The sequence below is a fragment of the Archangium sp. genome (assembly GCF_036388035.1).
Lineage (GTDB): Bacteria > Myxococcota > Myxococcia > Myxococcales > Myxococcaceae > Archangium.
This window is the reverse complement of record NZ_DASVSO010000371.1, coordinates 1-15,932: the sequence shown is the minus strand read 5'-3', so window position 1 is coordinate 15,932 and position 15,932 is coordinate 1. Positions and strand designations below refer to the sequence as shown.

Annotated in this window: 16 protein-coding genes and 1 pseudogene; 11 read left to right on the top strand and 6 right to left on the bottom strand. The window is 72.1% G+C overall.

Annotation, left to right across the window (positions count from 1 at the left end):
• Nucleotides 1-750: universal stress protein (locus VF697_RS15140; RefSeq protein ID WP_331095567.1), on the top strand; the 750-nt coding region annotated here is incomplete at its 5' end.
• Nucleotides 751-772: 22 nt separating this feature from the next.
• Here VF697_RS15140 and VF697_RS15135 read toward each other — a convergent pair.
• A complete protein-coding gene (locus VF697_RS15135; protein WP_331095565.1) occupies nucleotides 773-1,444 on the bottom strand; it encodes a metallophosphoesterase in 672 nt (223 codons plus the stop codon).
• Entirely contained in the window at nucleotides 1,444-2,409 is a 966-nt protein-coding gene (locus VF697_RS15130) for a lysophospholipid acyltransferase family protein (protein WP_331095563.1), read from the bottom strand. The genes VF697_RS15135 and VF697_RS15130 overlap by 1 nt, the downstream gene beginning before the upstream one ends.
• Before the next feature lie 95 nt (nucleotides 2,410-2,504).
• On the opposite strand from VF697_RS15130, the gene VF697_RS15125 reads away from it, so the two are divergent.
• Both VF697_RS15125 and VF697_RS15120 read left to right on the top strand, forming a co-directional pair.
• Nucleotides 2,505-5,237, top strand: coding sequence for a M1 family metallopeptidase (locus VF697_RS15125; protein ID WP_331095562.1), 2,733 nt, complete (start codon nucleotides 2,505-2,507; stop codon nucleotides 5,235-5,237).
• Between the two features lie 153 nt (nucleotides 5,238-5,390).
• Nucleotides 5,391-5,621 carry a hypothetical protein gene (locus VF697_RS15120; protein ID WP_331095560.1) on the top strand — a complete coding sequence of 77 codons (231 nt, stop codon included), beginning with the start codon at nucleotides 5,391-5,393 and terminating at the stop codon, nucleotides 5,619-5,621.
• Between the two features lie 22 nt (nucleotides 5,622-5,643).
• Here VF697_RS15120 and VF697_RS15115 read toward each other — a convergent pair whose 3' ends face one another.
• The gene (locus VF697_RS15115) at nucleotides 5,644-6,393 is read right to left on the bottom strand and encodes an enoyl-CoA hydratase (protein WP_331095558.1); all 750 of its coding nucleotides are present in this window, start codon (nucleotides 6,391-6,393) and stop codon (nucleotides 5,644-5,646) included.
• A 190-nt stretch (nucleotides 6,394-6,583) separates the two neighbouring features.
• Here VF697_RS15115 and VF697_RS15110 point away from each other — a divergent pair, with 190 nt between their 5' ends.
• The 3 genes and pseudogenes from VF697_RS15110 to VF697_RS15105 all read left to right on the top strand — a co-directional run bounded on the left by VF697_RS15110 (nucleotide 6,584) and on the right by VF697_RS15105 (nucleotide 7,896).
• On the top strand, nucleotides 6,584-7,285 hold the full coding sequence (locus VF697_RS15110; RefSeq protein ID WP_331095556.1) for a DUF1361 domain-containing protein: 702 nt from the start codon (nucleotides 6,584-6,586) through the stop codon (nucleotides 7,283-7,285).
• Nucleotides 7,286-7,319: 34 nt separating this feature from the next.
• Nucleotides 7,320-7,427: pseudogene (locus tag VF697_RS43495) on the top strand (HNH endonuclease); the annotation flags it as partial.
• Between the two features lie 13 nt (nucleotides 7,428-7,440).
• Entirely contained in the window at nucleotides 7,441-7,896 is a 456-nt protein-coding gene (locus VF697_RS15105; protein ID WP_331095554.1) for a DUF4265 domain-containing protein, read from the top strand.
• A gap of 29 nt (nucleotides 7,897-7,925) precedes the next feature.
• Here the strand turns inward: VF697_RS15105 and VF697_RS15100 are convergent, their stop codons facing one another.
• Nucleotides 7,926-8,840: a ribose-phosphate pyrophosphokinase gene (locus tag VF697_RS15100; protein WP_331095569.1), complete on the bottom strand. Its 915-nt coding sequence runs from the start codon at nucleotides 8,838-8,840 to the stop codon at nucleotides 7,926-7,928.
• Between the two features lie 136 nt (nucleotides 8,841-8,976).
• On the opposite strand from VF697_RS15100, the gene VF697_RS15095 reads away from it, so the two are divergent.
• The 5 genes from VF697_RS15095 to orn all read left to right on the top strand — a co-directional run bounded on the left by VF697_RS15095 (nucleotide 8,977) and on the right by orn (nucleotide 14,208).
• The gene (locus VF697_RS15095; protein WP_331095552.1) at nucleotides 8,977-10,842 is read left to right on the top strand and encodes a hypothetical protein; all 1,866 of its coding nucleotides are present in this window, start codon (nucleotides 8,977-8,979) and stop codon (nucleotides 10,840-10,842) included.
• A 123-nt stretch (nucleotides 10,843-10,965) separates the two neighbouring features.
• Complete coding sequence (locus VF697_RS15090; protein ID WP_331095551.1) at nucleotides 10,966-11,658, top strand: phosphoribosyltransferase; 693 nt, start codon at nucleotides 10,966-10,968, stop codon at nucleotides 11,656-11,658.
• Nucleotides 11,659-11,678: 20 nt separating this feature from the next.
• Nucleotides 11,679-12,353 (top strand): dienelactone hydrolase family protein, encoded by a 675-nt coding sequence (locus tag VF697_RS15085; protein WP_331095549.1) that lies wholly within the window; start codon nucleotides 11,679-11,681, stop codon nucleotides 12,351-12,353.
• Between the two features lie 13 nt (nucleotides 12,354-12,366).
• Nucleotides 12,367-13,623: a bifunctional alpha/beta hydrolase/OsmC family protein gene (locus VF697_RS15080; protein WP_331095547.1), complete on the top strand. Its 1,257-nt coding sequence runs from the start codon at nucleotides 12,367-12,369 to the stop codon at nucleotides 13,621-13,623.
• A 12-nt stretch (nucleotides 13,624-13,635) separates the two neighbouring features.
• Nucleotides 13,636-14,208 (top strand): oligoribonuclease, encoded by a 573-nt coding sequence (gene orn, locus VF697_RS15075; RefSeq protein WP_331095545.1) that lies wholly within the window; start codon nucleotides 13,636-13,638, stop codon nucleotides 14,206-14,208.
• A 9-nt stretch (nucleotides 14,209-14,217) separates the two neighbouring features.
• Here the strand turns inward: orn and VF697_RS15070 are convergent, their stop codons facing one another.
• Both VF697_RS15070 and VF697_RS15065 read right to left on the bottom strand, forming a co-directional pair.
• Nucleotides 14,218-14,574 carry a response regulator transcription factor gene (locus tag VF697_RS15070; RefSeq protein ID WP_331095544.1) on the bottom strand — a complete coding sequence of 119 codons (357 nt, stop codon included), beginning with the start codon at nucleotides 14,572-14,574 and terminating at the stop codon, nucleotides 14,218-14,220.
• Nucleotides 14,571-15,932: RAD55 family ATPase (locus VF697_RS15065; RefSeq protein WP_331095542.1), on the bottom strand; the 1,362-nt coding region annotated here is incomplete at its 5' end. The genes VF697_RS15070 and VF697_RS15065, both read right to left, overlap by 4 nt.

The following is a 15,932-nucleotide window of genomic DNA, read 5'->3' as shown; positions in this document are numbered from 1 at the left end:
GAGGAGTACCAGCGGCTGGGGCTGCCGCACCCGCAGGCCTTCCAGGACGTGTCGCCCGAGCTGCGGCGCTCGCTGGAGCAGGAGGTGCGCTCGCTGACGTCGCCGCTGGAGGCCCAGGGGCAGCCGCCGGTGAAGGTGCGGCTGGAGCTGGGGGTGGGGCGCATCGCGGACCACCTGGTGGCGCTGGCGGCGGACGAGCAGGTGGACCTGCTGGTGGTGGGCACGCACCAGCGGCGCGCGCTGGGCAAGCTGTGGAGCGTGTCGCACCACGCGCTGCGGCTGGCGAAGATGTCGGTGGCGAGCGTGCCGGTGACGGCCTCGGCGCGGGGGGAGGAGGTGCCGATTCCGGCACTGCGCTCGGTGCTGGTGGCCACGGACTTCTCGGACGCGGCCAACCGGGCCATTCCGTATGCCTTCTCGCTGCTGCCGGCCGGGGGCACCGTCTACGTGACGTACGTGGGCGAGCCGCCGCATGTGACGGAGCAGGAGCGGGAGCTGCGCAAGCGGCTGCACCAGCTCGTGCCCCGCAACGGGGATGCGGACGGGCGCACGGTGCAGGTGGAGATCCTCACGGGCCATGACGTGGCCGAGACGCTGCTCAAGGCCGCCGAGCGCCTCAACGTGGACGTGCTGTGCCTGGGCACGCACGGGCGCTCGGGGCTGAAGACGTCGCTGATGGGCTCGGTGACGAAGGCGGTGGTGGCGCGCGCCGACCGGCCCGTGCTGGTGGTGCGCCCGCCGGAGGGGTGACGCGGCCCAGGGGCCCGGCCCCTCACGGGGGGCCGTCGAGCTCCAGGTAGGCCCGCTTCGCCTTCACCGAGTAGAAGCGGGCCTCTGGCAGCACGTACGCGGTGAGCCGCTGGCCATACACGCACCCCGTGTCCAGACCGATGGCGTGCGGGTGGCGCTGCAGCCCTCGCAGCGCGTCGTGGCCGAAGATGACGAGCTCCGGCCCCCTCCACAGGCTCGCCCATGGGGCGCCGGCGTCCACCTTCTTCGAGGGCTCTCCGTCCGGTGTGATGCTGCGCAGGTTGAGCAGCAGCTCCGGTTTCTGCTTCTCCAGCGGCACGCCGGGCACGAGTCCCCCGTGCACCACGCGCACGTTCAGCTCGGGGAAGTGGCGCTGCAGGGGCAGCGACTCGAGGTACGCCCAGTCCTCGTCCTCCAGCGTGTCGAGCACCTGCCGGTGCTCGGGCTTGAGCTTCTTGCCCTCGGGCATCTTCCCCGCGTGCCAGCGCAGCACGTGCTCGTCGTGGTTGCCCCGCACCGCGAGCAGCCCGTGCTCCCTCGCGCGCCGCACCACGCCCGCCGAGTCCGGCCCCTTCGCCACCAGGTCCCCCACCAGCACCACGCGATCGCCCGGGCGGTACCGGCACTCGTCCAGCAGGGCGTCCAGCTCCCGCGCGCAGCCGTGGACGTCTCCGATGAAGAGGGTCCGCGTCATCACTCGCCCTTCGGCGGCTGCACCTTCCAGCGCCGGTGCAGCCACAGCCACTGGTCCGGGTAGCGCCGGATGTACTTCTCCAGCACCGCCGTCACCGCCGCCGTGTGCGCGGTGATGGCGTCCTGCTCACCCAGGCCCTCGGGCGGGAGGATGGGCCCCTCCACTTCCACGCGCAGCTTGAGCCCGCTCTCGTCCCGGATGCCCATCATCACGAACACCGGCGCCCCCGTGCGTTGGGCCACCACCGCCAGCGCGGGCGTGGTGGAGGCCGGCCGGCCGAAGAAGGGGACGAACACGCCCACCTTCGCCGGCATGGCCTGGTCCAGCAGCATCAGCACCGACTCGCCCAGCTTCACCGCCTCGTGCGCCTGGGCGATGGCGCCCTTCGGGTAGATGAGTCCCACCCCCGCGCGCAGCCGGTTGTCCACGATGCGCATGTTCAGCGCCCCCTTGAGCGGGCGCACCAGCGCGTTGAGCGGGATGCCTCGCTGGGGCAGCAGCTTTCCCGCCCGCTCCCAGTTGCCAAAGTGCGCCGTCACCAGCAGCGCGCCCTGGCCCCGGGCGACCGTCTCCCGCAGTGCCTTCCACGCCTCGCTCGGCACCTCCGGCTCCGCCCACGGGGGCTCCACGAGGTCCTTCTCGTCGATGGACTCGAGCACCACGCGCGCCATGGTGCGGTAGGCGCCGAGGGCAATCCGCCGCCGCTCGGCCTCGCTCTTCTCCGGGTACGCGTGCGCGAGGTTCTCCAGCGCCACCCGGCGGCGGATGCCCAGGGTGAAGGCCAACCACCCCACGAAGCGGGCGAGCGCATCGCGCTTCGTCGGCGACAGCGCGCACACCGCGTCCATCACCCGGTTGGCGAGCCAGCCCACCACGCGCCCCGGGCGCTCGCCGAGCACCTGGGTGAGACGTGGAGGGGGGAGGAGCGCGGCGGGACGCGGGGACTCGGGGGCGGGGACGGACACGGCGGCGCACTCCACCTGGAAGCGGGAGGCGGGGCAAGGGGGCTCCCACCGCCCGGTGCTACCCTGACCGCCCTTCCTGGGCTAGACCCTCGGCCATGTCCAAGCCTACCCGCCGAGCCTCGCTCGCCCTCCTGGCGGCCCTGACGGCCTGCAGTGCCCGTCAGCCCGTGCCGACCCCGGACTCCACCCCCGCCCCCGTGGTCCAGGCGCAGGCCCCGGCCGCCCGGCCCGCGCCCGTGTCCCCCACGCTGCGCCTGCCCACCCAGGTGCGCCCCTCCGGCTACTCCGCCGCGCTCACCCTCGACCCGGCCTCCCCCACCTTCCAGGGCGTGGTGGACATCGACCTGGACGTGAAGGAGGCCACCGACGTCCTCTGGCTCCACGGCCGCTACCTCACCGTGAAGGAGGCGAGCCTCACCGTGGGCGGCAAGCCCGTGGCCCTCACCCAGACGAAGGGGAGCGGGGACTTCCTCGGCTTCATCCCGGAGGCCCCGCTCGCGCCCGGCGCCGCGCACCTGCGCCTCGCCTACGAGGGCCAGCTCTCCGAGCGCGAGGTCAGCGGCAGCTTCCGCGCCCAGGAGGATGGGGCGTGGTACGCCTACACCCAGTTCGAGCCGCTCGGGGCCCGGCGCGTCTTCCCGTGCTTCGACGAGCCCGGCTTCAAGGTGCCCTGGCAGCTCACCTTCCACGTGCCCAAGGGCAACGTGGCCGTCACCAACACCCCGCTCGTGGCCGAGGAGCCGGGCGCCCACGGGGGCACCACCTACCGCTTCGCCCGCACCCAGCCGCTGCCCAGCTACCTCATCGCCTTTGGCGTGGGCCCCTTCGAGTTCCTCGAGGCCGGGCCCTCGGGGGAGAAGGGCGTGCGCACCCGCATCATCACCCCCAAGGGCCGCACCGCCGAGGGCGCCTATGCCGCGAAAGTGACGCCGGAGATTCTGGGCCACCTGGAGAAGTACTTCGGCATCCCCTTCCCGTACGAGAAGCTGGACGTCATGGCCATTCCGCTCTTCGGCGGCGCCATGGAGCACCCGGGCCTGGTGACGTTCAACTCGGAGCTCATCCTGTCCAAGGCCGCCGAGGACACCCTCGGCCGGCAGCGCGGCTTCTACAACGTGCAGACGCACGAGCTGGCGCACCAGTGGTTCGGCAACTTCGTCACCATGTCGTGGTGGGACGACCTGTGGCTCAACGAGGCCTTCGCCTCCTGGGCGACGCCGCGCATCGTCGAGGGCGCGCAGCCCTCGTGGGACGTCCCCCTCGAGCGCGTGCGGGGCCGCTCCTTCGCCCTGTCCGCTGACAGCCTGGTGTCCGCGCGCCGCATCCGCCAGCCGATTGAAGCCGAGGGGGACGTCCTCAACGCCTTCGACGGCATCACCTACGGCAAGGGCTCGGCGGTGCTGGCCATGGCCGAGAGCTGGCTGGGCCGCGACGTCTTCCAGCGCGGCGTGCGGCGCTACCTGAGCGCCCACGCCCACGGCAACGCCACCGCGAAGGACTTCCTCGACGCCCTCTCGGCCGAGGCGGGCACGGACGTGTCCGGCGTGCTGGGCTCCTTCCTGGACCAGGGCGGCGCGCCGGTGGTCTCCACGCGGCTGGACTGCTCGGGCAAGGTGCCCGTGGTGAAGCTCTCCCAGCGTCGCTTCCTGCCGGTGGGCTCGACGGGGGACGCCAAGCAGCTGTGGAAGGTGCCCCTGTGCGTGCGCTACGGCACGGGCGCCCAGGCGGGCCGCGCCTGCACCGTGCTGGAGGGCGCGGAGGCCGAACTGCCCCTCGCCGAGGCGAAGGCGTGCCCCACCTGGGTGCTGCCCAACGCGGAGGGCGCTGGCTACTACCGCGCCGCCGTGGACGGGCAGATGCTGGGCCGGCTCCTCTCCACCGACAGCCGTCAGCTCTCCCGCGCCGAGCGCATCGCCCTCCTCGGGGACGTGCAGGCCCTGGTGAATGCCGGCTCGCTGCCGGCCGCGGACGCGCTCGGCCTGCTGCCGGGCCTGGCCGGGGAGAAGGATCGGCAGGTGTTCCAGGCGTCGCTGGACCTGGCCAACCTCCTCAGGCCCTCCATGCTCTCCGACGCGCGCCGGGCGGACCGCGAGCGCTTCCTGCGTGACACCTACGGGGCCCGGGCCCGGGCGCTCGGCTTCACCCCGCGCGCCAAGGAGGACGAGGACACCCGGCTGCTGCGCCCCACGCTGCTGTGGCTCGCCGGCCGCCAGGGCCGCGACCCGAAGCTGGTGGCCGAGGCCCGGCAGCTCATGGGCAAGTGGCTGGTGGACTCCACCGCGGTGGCGCCCGAGGTGGTGGACCCGATGCTCGCCATCGCCGCGGCCAACGGGGACGCGGCCCTGCACGGCAAGCTGCTGGCGGCCCTCGCGGGCGAGAAGGAGCGCAAGAAGCGCGAGCACCTCGTCGACGCGCTGAGCAGCTTCACCGACCCGGCGCTGGTGCGCGAGAACCTGAAGCTGCTGTTGGACCCCGCCCAGGACCTGCGCGAGCTGAGAACGCTGATGTACGGGGCTGGCAACGTGGAGACGCGTGACGTGGCCTTCGCCTTCGTGAAGGAGCACTACGACGCGCTCGCCGCGCGGATGCCGGAGGACTCCGTGGCCGGGCTGGCCTGGGTGGGGGCCTCCTACTGCGACCCCGTCCACCGCCAGGAGCTGGCCGCCTTCTTCACCGAGCGCGCCGCGAAGGCCCCCGGTGGGCCCCGCACGCTCGCCCAGGTGCTGGAGGTGGTGGACCTGTGCATCGCCTTCAAGGCGGCCCAGGGCCCCGGCATCGAGTCCTTCCTCGCCTCGCCGAGGAAGGTGCCAGCCCTCTCCAGTCGCTGAGGGCCACGGGCCGGCTGTCCTCCGGGGGACAGTCAGGGCTTTCCGGGTTTTGGGTGGAAAACAGATTCTCCAGCCAGGACCCGGCTGCCTTGACCCTCCAGGTGGGGCTCTCTAGCCTTTTCACCTGGAGTCGCAGTCCCTTCGGAGGCGACAATGGCGCACGCGACGGATGACGGCCGGTCTCCCCTGGTGGTTCCCCAGTCGTCTCCCTCGGAGGAGACGAGCTCGGGCGAGAGCCCCTCTCGCCCCAGCCGCCCGCGCACCCCTCCTCGGGTGTGGCCACCGATGTCCCCGGGAGACATGGGGCGGGTGGTACGGCGGTTGAAGCTCTCGGCCCAGGCCCTCCGGGACTCGGAGCCGATGGTGTCGCTGGTGGGCACCTGAGGGACAGCGGGCGGGGCCCGCGCTACTTCTTCTTGGCGAGGAAGGCGCTGAAGGCCTCGCGGGCCTCGGTCGAGCCGAGCCGCTGGACGAAGTGGGCGCCCTCGCGCGAGAGGGCGTCGTCCACGGTGGCGCGCAGGGGCTCGCGCAGCAGCCGCTTGGTGAGGCGCAGCGACTCCACGGGCCTGGCGGCGAGCGCGGCGGCGCGCTTCTGGACCACCTCGGCGAGGCTCGCCTCGGGCACCACCTGGTTGATGATGCCGGCGCGCAGGGCGGTGGGCGCGTCGAAGGGCTCGCCGAACATGAGCAGCTCGGAGGCGAGCGCCATTCCCGCCACGCGGGGCAGCAGCACGCTGGAGGCGCCCTCGGGGCTGAGGCCGAGGTTGACGAAGGGCATGCTGAAGAGGGCGCGCTCGGAGGCCACCACGTAGTCACAGTGCAGCAGCAGGGTGGTGCCGATGCCTACCGCCACGCCGTCCACGCCGACCACCACGGGGCGCGAGTGGTGCGCGAGCGCGCGCAGGAAGCGGAAGACGGGGCTCGTCTCGCCGGTGGGGGGATTCTCGAGGAAGTCCTTGAGGTCATTGCCCGCGGTGAAGGCGCCGGCCGAGCCGGTGAGCACCACCACGCGCACCGCGTCATTCGCGTCGGCGTCGAGCAGGGCGCGGGTGGCGGCGTCGTACATCTCGCCGGTGAAGGCGTTCTTCTTCTGGGGCCGGTTGAAGGTGAGGGTGAGGACTCCGGCGTCGAGGTTCGTCAGCAGCGTGTCGGACATGGCGGAGGAGATTACCTGGAGGCCGGGGGAATGGCCCGGAGCTTGCTTCGTTGCCGGGGTGGATGCCCTCCAGCCCTGTCCCTGTGTCTGACTGTCGCTCCGTGGCCACGGTTGCCGTGTCCTCGTGGCAAGCGGGGGCACGGGGCGCCCGCCACACCCGCGGCCTTCGGGCCACACCCTGGTGTACGCCATGATGACCCTGCACTCCCGACTGCTGTCCTTCCTCCACCACCATGGGTTGCCGCCGGTGCTGTTGAGCAGCACGGTGGCCATCGTGCTGCTCCAGGCGCGGCTGGAGTGGAGCGGGAGGATGAGCTTCATCTTCCTGGTGTGGAACCTGTTCCTCGCGTGGGTGCCGTATGGCCTCGCGCTGCTGGCGAGCGGGCTGCAAACGCGCGGGCGGGGGCGGTGGTGGAACCTGCTGCCGCTGGGGGGGGCGTGGCTGCTCGCGTTCCCCAACGCGCCGTACCTGCTGACGGACTTCATCCACCTGAAGCCGAGGCCGGGCGTGCCGATGTGGTTCGACGCGGCGATGCTGGCGAGCTTCGCGGCCACGGGGTGGCTGCTGGGGCTGCTCTCGCTGGAGGTGTGGAAGCGGCTGCTGGAGGAGCGCTGGGGGAAGGTGGCGGCGTGGGGCGGGGTGCTGGCCGCGTCGGTGCTGTGCGGCTACGGCATCTACCTGGGCCGCTTCGAGCGGTGGAACAGCTGGAACGTGCTGAACCGGCCCCGCTCGCTGTTGGAGGCGGTGCTCGGCCATGTGAGCGAGCCGCTGACGTACCGGTGGCTGGTGGTCACCACGGGGGTGTTCGCCGGACTCGTGCTGCTCTCGTATCTCGCGTACGAGACGCTCGTTCTCCGGCGCCGGACGGAGCGGATCCGGGCGGACGCGTGAGACCCTGTGATGGAGGCAGTCAAAGAACGAGACACAGGTTGATCACATCGTCCCCAAGGCGAAAGGCGGGCCGGGTGAGCCTGACAACGGCCAGGTGCTGTGTCGGGAGTGCAATATGAAGAAGAGCGACAAGGTGGAGTGAGGGCAACCTGGCCATGTCGGAAGCCAAGGCTGGGGAGCATGTGAAGATCCTGTTCGACTTGGAGCAGGATGAGGATGGCCATCCGCCAGCCAGTGCGGAAACGCTCTGGGCCGTCCAGGTGGGGGAAGGTCTCTTCAAAATCGACAACATCCCATTCTTCGTGCTCGGAATCGCCGTGGAGGATGTCGTCTCGGCCGTCCCGGAGGAGGGAGTCTTTCGTTTCAAGGAGGTCGTTCACCCCTCGAGCCACGGGACGCTTCGCGTCGTCGTCAACGACCCGGCTGACGTACCCGCCGTGCATGCGCTCTTCCAGCAGATGGGCTGCTCGACGGAGCAGAGCCATCTGCCCCGCTTGATCGCGATCGACGTGCCTCCGTCCGTCTCATGGAATGAGCTGAAGCGGGTGCTGGATTCAGGCCGCGAGCAGGAGCGATGGGGTTACGAGGAGGCCTGTCTGGCGGAGCCCTGAGGGAGGCTTCGCCGTCGGAATGAGTCGTCTCAGCGTCCGCTGCCGGTGATGCGGCGGATGGCGTCGGCGAGCAGCGGGGCGAGGCCCACCACCTCGTGCTTGAAGGGCAGCTCCATGCGGTGCGGCACGCTGTCGGTGGAGAGGAGCCGGCGGATGGGCACTCGGGCCAGCCGCTCCACCGCGGGGCCCACCAGCAGGGCGTGGGTGGCCACCACGGTGATGTCGTCGGCGCAGCCCTCCTTGAGCACCGTCTCCGCCGTCGCCGCGATGGTGCCCGCCGTGGAGATGAGGTCGTCCACGATGATGGGCCGCAGCCCGCGCACCTCGCCCACCAGCCCCTGGACGTTCACCTCGGAGCCGCTCACCCGGCTCTTGTGGACGATGGCCAGCGGCAGCCCGAGGTGGCGCGCATAGCGCTCGGCCAGCTTCACCGCTCCGAGGTCCGGCGACACCACCACCGAGCCCGGGCCCACGTGGGGACGCAGGGCCTCGACCAGCATGGTGCACGCATCCAGGTGCTCCAGCGGCATGTTGAAGCAGCCCTCCAGCGCGGCCGTGTGCAGGTTCACCGCCATGAGCCGGTCGAAGTGCCCGCGCTCCAGCAGGTCCGCCACCAGCCGGCCCCCGAGCGCCTCACCGGGACTCGAGCGCCGGTCATGCCGCGCGTAGCCGAAGTAGGGCAGCACCGCCAGGAGCCGCGCCGCGCCTCCGCGCCAGCACGCGTCCGCCATCAGCAGCAGCTCCAGGAGGTTCTCTCCCACGGGGGGCACGGTGGGCTGGATGATGCACACGTTGCGGCCGCGCACATCCTCCTGGAGCTCCACGTGCAGCTCGCCATCCGGGAAGCGCTCCAGGTGGCACTTCCCGAGCGGACGTCCGAGGGTACGTGCGAGTGCCTCGCCGAGCGGGCGGTTGGCGGTGCCGCTGAAGACGGTCAGGTCCATGCTGCCCTCCGCATCCCGTCGGGCCGGGTTGGCCGCGTCGGGGGGTGGCCGCATCATCGCTCATTCCACCCCGAGGTGGGACGGGGGGTTGCCCCATTGACTTCCCGAGCCCAGGCGGGACAGGGTCGGCGCCCTCGTGCGCCCCCCCGTCGTCGGAGCTCTTCGCGCCCTCCTCGCCCTCGTGCTGGGGGGGGTGCTGGTGCGCGGCCTGTCCAGCTTCGCGCCGGGCAGTGCCCACGTGGGGCCCTTCGACTCGGACATGGCCATCCCCGTGCTGATGGCGAATGGCTCCTCCGGCCATGGGCTCTTCGATGCCTACTACTTCGGACAGGACCGGTTTGGTGCCTGGCCCTACCTGCTCGCGCGGGCGGTGCGCCAGGTCTTCGGCTCCGACTGGACGGCGGCCCGGCTCTTCGGGGCACATCTCGCGGCGGCGCTCCTGGCCGCCGTGTCCCTGGTGCGCTCCACCCGGCGCGCGGGGTGGGTGGCGGCGGCGGCCTGTGCCCTCGTGGCGGTGACGAACCCGGCCGTCTTCCACCACGTCTTTTCCCTGGGCCAGCCCTACGCGTGGCAGCTGCTGGCGCTGTGCGGTGCGTGGGCGCTGCTGCACGCGCTGCTCACCAGGCCCGAGCGCCCCGGGAAGCGGCTCGCCGGGCTGGGTGCGGTGGCCTTCCTCGCCGCGTGGACATCTCCCGTCAGTGGCCCCCTGCTGGTGCTGCTGCTCGGGGTGGAGCTCGTGGCCCGGAGGGGCCCGGAGTCCTGGCGCGAGCGGCTGGGGCGCGCCGTGCCGGTGGGGCTGATGGTGGCCGCGGCCATGGCGGGCGAGCGCATCCTCCGGGGGCGCTACCACCACGTCGCGCGGGACGCCTTCGGCCACGACTACCGCACGCAGGTGAAGCTGGACACCGGGCACCTGCTCGACAACGCGCGGGCCCTGGCGGACGTGTGGCTGCGAGACGGCGGGAAGCTCGCGCTGGTGCTGGCGGGGGTGGGCGTGGGCGCCTTCGCCGTGCTGCGCGTGCGCGCCTCTCGGGGAGCCCCAGCGGCGGAGCTGCCGGAGCGCTGGGAGGCGCTGACATTGGCCCTCGGGGCCACGGCGGTGGCGGCGGCCAACTTCGCCCTCTGCGTGGTGGTGAGCCACGTCCGCCTCAACGCCTACCACGAGCGCTACCTCACGCTCTCGCACCTCTTCCTGGCGATGGCCGCGGCGCTGGTGGTGCTCGCGGGCGTGGAGACGCTGCTGGCGCGCTCGCGGGCCTCGGAGCTGGGGGCGCCCCTGCTCGCGCTGGGCCTGCTGGGTGCCGCGCACCTGGGAATGCCCGCGCCCGCTCCGCTGCCCGAGCAGCGCGTCCTCGAGGACACCGCGCGCGCACTGCAGCCGGAGCACGGGGAACGGGTGCTGCTCGGGGGCTATTGGAGCACGTACGTGTACGCGGCCCTCGCGCGTCCGGGCGCGGTGGTGGCCGTGCCCGTGGAGTGGGACTACCAGCGCACGCCCTTTGATTGGCCCCGGCTGCGCGCGGCGAGCGAGGTGGTGGTCAACCACGCGGAGCTCGAGGCCTTCGGGCCCGCGGACGCGCCGCACGCGCTCATCGCCCAGCACGGGGTGCTGCTGCGCCTCGTGCGTACCGCCAGCCCCCGCGAGGGCTTCTCCCTCTACGCCCGTGCGGACGGCGCAGCGCTGCCGGTGAAGGCCGAGCCCTCGCCGACGGAGTGGAAGCTCTGTGCCCCCGACTCCCCCGCCCGGCTGCATTTCGAGAGCCCGGGACCAGTGACGGTGCTGGTGCGGAGCCTGGGCGTGCGTCCGGGGGCCGCGGTGCCACGAGCCACGCTGGCCGGGCAGGAGCTGCCAGTCGAGGTGCTCCCGGACTTCTACCGGGTGCGCGTGGACGGGCCGGTGAGGCGGGACACGCCGCTCGACTTCAGCACCACCGCGGGAATGGCCGAGGGCATCCCCGGCTGCCGCTCGCAGGGCGTCTTCGTGCTGCCCGAATCCCGCTGAGCGCCGCCCCCTTCGGAGCGCACCCGTGCCGAGAGACCGGGCGGGCCCTCGATGGGGCGTCGGGAGCCAATGGCCGGGGCCGTGCTTCTCCTAGAGGGAGGACGTTCGCCCTCGGAGAGGACCATGCGCTTTCAGGACAGGAGGGAGGCGGGCCGAGAAGTGGCGGCCCTGCTGACGAAGTACCGGGAGGAGTCGCCGCTGGTGCTCGGCCTGCCACGGGGCGGGGTGCCGGTGGCCTACGAGATCGCCCGGACGCTGGGGGCTCCATTGGACGTGTGGGTGGTGCGGAAGGTGGGGACGCCCGGGCAGCCGGAGCTGGGACTGGGGGCGGTGGCCGAGGGCGGGGCGCTCTTCCTGGACCGGGGAATGATGCGCTCGCTGGGCGTCTCCGAGGCGGAGGTGATGCGAACGGCCGAGCGCGAGGCGGATGAGGTGTTCGCCCGCGTCGCGCGCTTCCGGGGCTCCCATCCGGCGCCGAGCCTCGAGGGGCGCACGGTCATCCTGGCGGACGACGGCGTGGCGACAGGCGGCACGATGCGGGCGGCCATCCGAGCGCTGCGCGAGAGGCGCCCGCGGAGCATCGTCCTCGCGGTGCCGGTGGGGGCGGTGGAGTCGCTGGAGTCGCTGCGCCCCGAGGTGGACGACCTCGTCTGCGCCCACCCGGCCGAGTTCATGATGTCAGTGGGCGAGTTCTACGACGACTTCCGCCAGACGCAGGACTCGGAGGTGCAGGAGCTGCTGGTACGGGCGCGCGAGCGGGGCGACGAGCGGGGCCCCGAGCCGGCGATGGGCGCCGGGGACACCTGGTGGGTTTGAGGCGCGAGAGGAGGAGCGACATGGCGGCGGAGCGGGAAGTCGAGGTGCTGGCGGGGAGTGTGAGGCTTGGCGGGACGCTCGCCGTGCCAGATGGGGCTCAGGGGCTGGTCATCTTCGCGCATGGGAGTGGGAGCAGCCGGCACAGTCCCCGCAACCGCTACGTGGCGTTGTCGCTGCGGATGGCGGGGCTGGGCACGCTGCTGTTCGACCTGCTGACGGAGGACGAGGAGGCGGAGGACGACGTGTCGGGGGCCCTGCGCTTCGACATCGACTTCCTGGCGAGGCGGCTGGGCGAGGTGACGGACTGGGTCTTCGAGCATCCGGAGTGGAGCCGGCTGCGGGTGGGCTACTTCGGCTCGAGCACGGGGGCGGCGGCGGCGCTGGTGGCGGCGGCGGACAGGCCGGAGGCGATTGGCGCGGTGGTGTCGCGCGGCGGGAGGGCGGACCTGGCGGGAGAGGCCCTCGGGCGGGTGCTGGCGCCGACGCTGCTCATCGTGGGCGGCGCGGACGACGTGGTGCTGGAGCTCAACCAACGGGCCCATGCCCGACTGCGGACGCACAAGGCCCTGGAGGTGATTCCGGGGGCGACGCACCTCTTCGAGGAGCGGGGCGCGCTGGAGCGGGTGGCGGCGCTGGCGGGGGACTGGTTCGTGAAGCTGCTCGGCGCGCAGTTGGAGCTCGAGACGAGGCCCTGAGAGGGGGCACCCCATGGAGACCCGTTCGGAGAAGGTGGTCATCCGAGGCGCCGAGGGCCGCTCGCTGGACGCGCGCGTGGAGCACCCGGCGCGCGAGCCGGTGGCCTGGGTGTTGTTCGCGCACTGCTTCACGTACGGGGACAACCCCTTCGCGGCGGCGGCCATCAGCCAGACGTTGGCCGAGCATGGGCTGGGGGTGCTGCGCTTCGACTTCACGAGCCCGGGAGAGGGCGAGGACGCGAGCACGCACGTGCTCTCGGACGTGGAGGACGTGGTGGCGGCGGCGGAGCACCTGCGCGGCCAGCACGAGGCCCCGCGGCTGCTCATCGGCCACAGCCTGGGAGGCACGGCGATGCTGCGCGCGGCGCTGTCCCTGCCCGAGGTGAAGGCGGTGGCGACGCTCGGTGCGCCCTTCTCGCTGGAGCACGTCCACGGACTGCTGGCCCCGGTGCTGAAACAGGCCGAGGAGCGGGGGGAGGCGCGGGTGCGGTCGGGCACGCACGCGCTGCGCATGTCCCGGCGCTTCCTGGAGGAGCTGTCCGAGCCGCGGATGAAGGAGACGCTGCACGGGCTGGGCCGGGCGCTGCTGGTGCTCCACGCGCCGACGGACGGCGTGGTGGGCCTGGCGAGCGCGCAGCGCCTCTACGAGACGGCGAGGCAGCCCAGGAGCATCCTGGCGCTGGAGGGCGCGGACCACTTCCTGAGCCGGCCGGAGGACGCGCGCTTCGCGGCGGCGGTGCTGGGGGCGTGGGCGGGGCGGTACGTGGGAGCGCGGGAGGTGGAGGCGCAGCGGGAGTCCGGGCAGGCGCTGTCCCAGGGTGTCGTGGAGGTGCACGAGGCGGGGGAGGGCCCCTTCGCGCAGGACATCCAGGTGGGGCGGCACCGGCTGCGCGCGGACGAGCCGACGTCCTTTGGAGGAGGGGACACGGGGCCCTCGCCCTACGGGCTTCTGGCGGCGGCGCTGGGGGCGTGCACGGCGATGACGCTGCGCATGTACGCGCGCAACAAGGGCTGGCCGCTGGAGCACGTCGCGGTGCGGCTGCGCCACTCCAAGGTGCACGCCGAGGACTGCCAGCACTGCGAGACGAAGGAAGGCAAGGTGGACCGGATCGACCGGACGGTGACGCTGGAGGGTCCGCTGAGCGGGGAGCAGCGGCAGCGGCTGGTCCACATGGCGGACCGGTGCCCGGTGCACCGCACGATGGAGTCGGAGATCGACGTGCACACCTTCCTGGAGGAGGACGAGCCCCGGGGGGTGAACTCGGGGTAGAGTGGGCGCCCCATGCCAGCACCAATGTCCTCCCCGTGTTTCGTGTGGCTCGACCTGGAGATGACCGGGTTGGACCCGGACGAGTCGGCCATCATCGAGATTGGCGTCATCATCACGGGCCCGGACCTGGTGCCGAAGGCGGAGATTGAGCGCGTCATCTGGCAGCCGGACGAGGTGATGGCGCGGATGGAGCCGGTGGTGAAGGAGATGCACTCGCGCAACGGCCTGTCGAAGAAGGTGCGCGACTCGCAGACGTCCCTGCGGGTGGCCGAGCGGGACGTCACCGCGCTGGTGGCGCAGCACTGCGCGCTGGGCGAGGGCGTGCTGTGCGGCAACTCCATCCACACGGACCGGCGCTTCCTGGTGAAGTACATGCCGATGCTCGACCGCTACCTGCACTACCGGCAGGTGGACGTGACGAGCCTCAAGGTGCTGGCCAACGCGTGGTTCCCGGACATGACGCCGCAGAAGAAGACGGTCTCCGGGCACACGGCGCTGGCGGACCTGCGCGCGAGCATCGCCGAGCTCACCCACTACCGCACGCACCTCTTCCGCGCGGCCACGGGCGGCTCGGGCCCCCCCTGAGCCCCGCCGTCAGTGCGGCCGGTTGAGCTCCGCGGACACGGTGTCCAGCAGGTCATCCAGCTCGAAGGGCTTGGCCAGGAAGCGGCTGCCCTGCAGCTCCGCCTTGGTGACGCGCCCGGCGCTCATCACCACCACGGGGATGCCCCGCAGCTCCGAGCTCTCCTTGAGCCGGCGCAGCATCTCCTGGCCGTCCATCACCGGCATCATCAGGTCCAGGAGGATGAGGTCCGGCCTGTCCTCGCCCGCGCGCTTGAGGCCCTCGGCGCCGTTGGCGGCCGTGGCCACCTCATACCCCTCCACCGAGAGGATGTCGGTGAGGGCCTCCAGGATGGCCACCTCGTCGTCCACGATGAGGAGCTTGCTCATGCGCGGCTCCGTCGCGTGGGCGAGCGCTTGCCCGGCTTCTTGCTCCGGGTCGGCTTGCGGATGGGCACCAGGGGCCGGGCCTGCCCGGTGAGGATGGCCTCGGCGCTCTCGAAGGTCTCGGCCACGTCGATGCCCTGGGTCGAAATGGAGAATTCGCGCAGCGCGGGTTCGTAGTCGCTGTCACGCATCTTGAGGATGGACATCATCCGGTACAACTGCGAGCGCAGCTCCACGTACCGCAGGAAGACGATGTTGTCGACGATGGCCTCCACGCCCTCCAGCCGCGCCTCCAGCCGGGGCCCGAAGAGGACATGGGTCTGCTGCGTCATCAGCGTGGTGACGCCCCGGGCGCGCAGCTCGTTGAAGAGCGCGGTGAGGAAGCCGGGCAGCCGCTGAGGAGGCAGCGTCTCCTTGGCGAGCGGCTCCAGCCCATCGAGCACCAGCCGCTTCACCCCGTGGCGCTCCACCAGGGCCAGGAGCTGGTGGGCCAGCGCGTCCGGCAGCGGCTCCACCGCCGCCCGCGTCTCCACCACCAGCCGGCCCGCGTCCACCCACGGCTCCAGCTCCAGGCCCACGCCGGCGGCCTTCGTCAGCAGCCGCGGGGCCGACTCCACGAAGCCGAAGTAGAGGCCAGTCTCGCCCTGGCGCGCCCCGCTCGTCAGGAAGTGCAGCCCCAGCAGCGTCTTGCCGGTGCCCGGCGAGCCGAACAGCATCGTGGACGAGTGGGCCGGCAGCCCCCCCTGGAGCATCGCGTCCAGCCGCTCCATCCCGAAGCCCAGCCGCCGTCCCGGGTCCGGCATCACCTGGGGCGGCTCGTGGTAGAGGGACTCGATGCGCGGGTGGACGACGACGCCGCCCTCGTTGATTTCAAGGGTGTGCCGGCCGGTGAGCTGCGGGCCTCCGCGCAGCTTCGTCACCTCCAGGGAGCGCACCGCCTTGAGCCCGTCGAGCTGCATGTCCAGTACCAGCACTCCATCCACCATGGCCAACTGCGGGTCCGAGGCATTCTCCTGCCGGTTGGTGAGCAGCAGGGTGGTGCAGCCAGCCAACGCGTTGTGGACGCACAGGGAGTGGATGAATTCACGGAAGGCCAGCGTCGAGCCGGCGCTCTCCTGCACCGCCAGCAGCCCGTCCACGACGAGCACGGTGGCCTGGTGCTCTCGCACCGAGCGGTAGAGCAGCCTGGCCAGCCCTTCGAGCCCCTCGGCCTTGAGGGTGGCGTAGCCGCTCACGTAGTGCAGCGACTGGCCGATGACCTCGCGCTGGAAGAAGCGCATGCCCCGCAGGTGCGTCATCATCCGCCCGTGGGACTCGGACAGCATGGTGACGAAGACGGCGCGGCCGCCGTGGGCCACGTG

What these genes read in the sequence shown, in the direction of transcription:
- VF697_RS15105 (WP_331095554.1), top strand. Translation starts at nt 7,441, where the DNA reads ATGTCGGAAGCCAAGGCTGGGGAGCATGTGAAGATCCTGTTCGACTTG.
- VF697_RS15080 (WP_331095547.1), top strand. Translation starts at nt 12,367, where the DNA reads ATGGAGACCCGTTCGGAGAAGGTGGTCATCCGAGGCGCCGAGGGCCGC.
- VF697_RS15110 (WP_331095556.1), top strand. Translation starts at nt 6,584, where the DNA reads ATGATGACCCTGCACTCCCGACTGCTGTCCTTCCTCCACCACCATGGG.
- orn (WP_331095545.1), top strand. Translation starts at nt 13,636, where the DNA reads ATGCCAGCACCAATGTCCTCCCCGTGTTTCGTGTGGCTCGACCTGGAG.
- VF697_RS15120 (WP_331095560.1), top strand. Translation starts at nt 5,391, where the DNA reads ATGGCGCACGCGACGGATGACGGCCGGTCTCCCCTGGTGGTTCCCCAG.
- VF697_RS15135 (WP_331095565.1), bottom strand. Translation starts at nt 1,444, where the DNA reads ATGACGCGGACCCTCTTCATCGGAGACGTCCACGGCTGCGCGCGGGAG.
- VF697_RS15125 (WP_331095562.1), top strand. Translation starts at nt 2,505, where the DNA reads ATGTCCAAGCCTACCCGCCGAGCCTCGCTCGCCCTCCTGGCGGCCCTG.
- VF697_RS15085 (WP_331095549.1), top strand. Translation starts at nt 11,679, where the DNA reads ATGGCGGCGGAGCGGGAAGTCGAGGTGCTGGCGGGGAGTGTGAGGCTT.
- VF697_RS15115 (WP_331095558.1), bottom strand. Translation starts at nt 6,393, where the DNA reads ATGTCCGACACGCTGCTGACGAACCTCGACGCCGGAGTCCTCACCCTC.
- VF697_RS15090 (WP_331095551.1), top strand. Translation starts at nt 10,966, where the DNA reads ATGCGCTTTCAGGACAGGAGGGAGGCGGGCCGAGAAGTGGCGGCCCTG.
- VF697_RS15100 (WP_331095569.1), bottom strand. Translation starts at nt 8,840, where the DNA reads ATGGACCTGACCGTCTTCAGCGGCACCGCCAACCGCCCGCTCGGCGAG.
- VF697_RS15070 (WP_331095544.1), bottom strand. Translation starts at nt 14,574, where the DNA reads ATGAGCAAGCTCCTCATCGTGGACGACGAGGTGGCCATCCTGGAGGCC.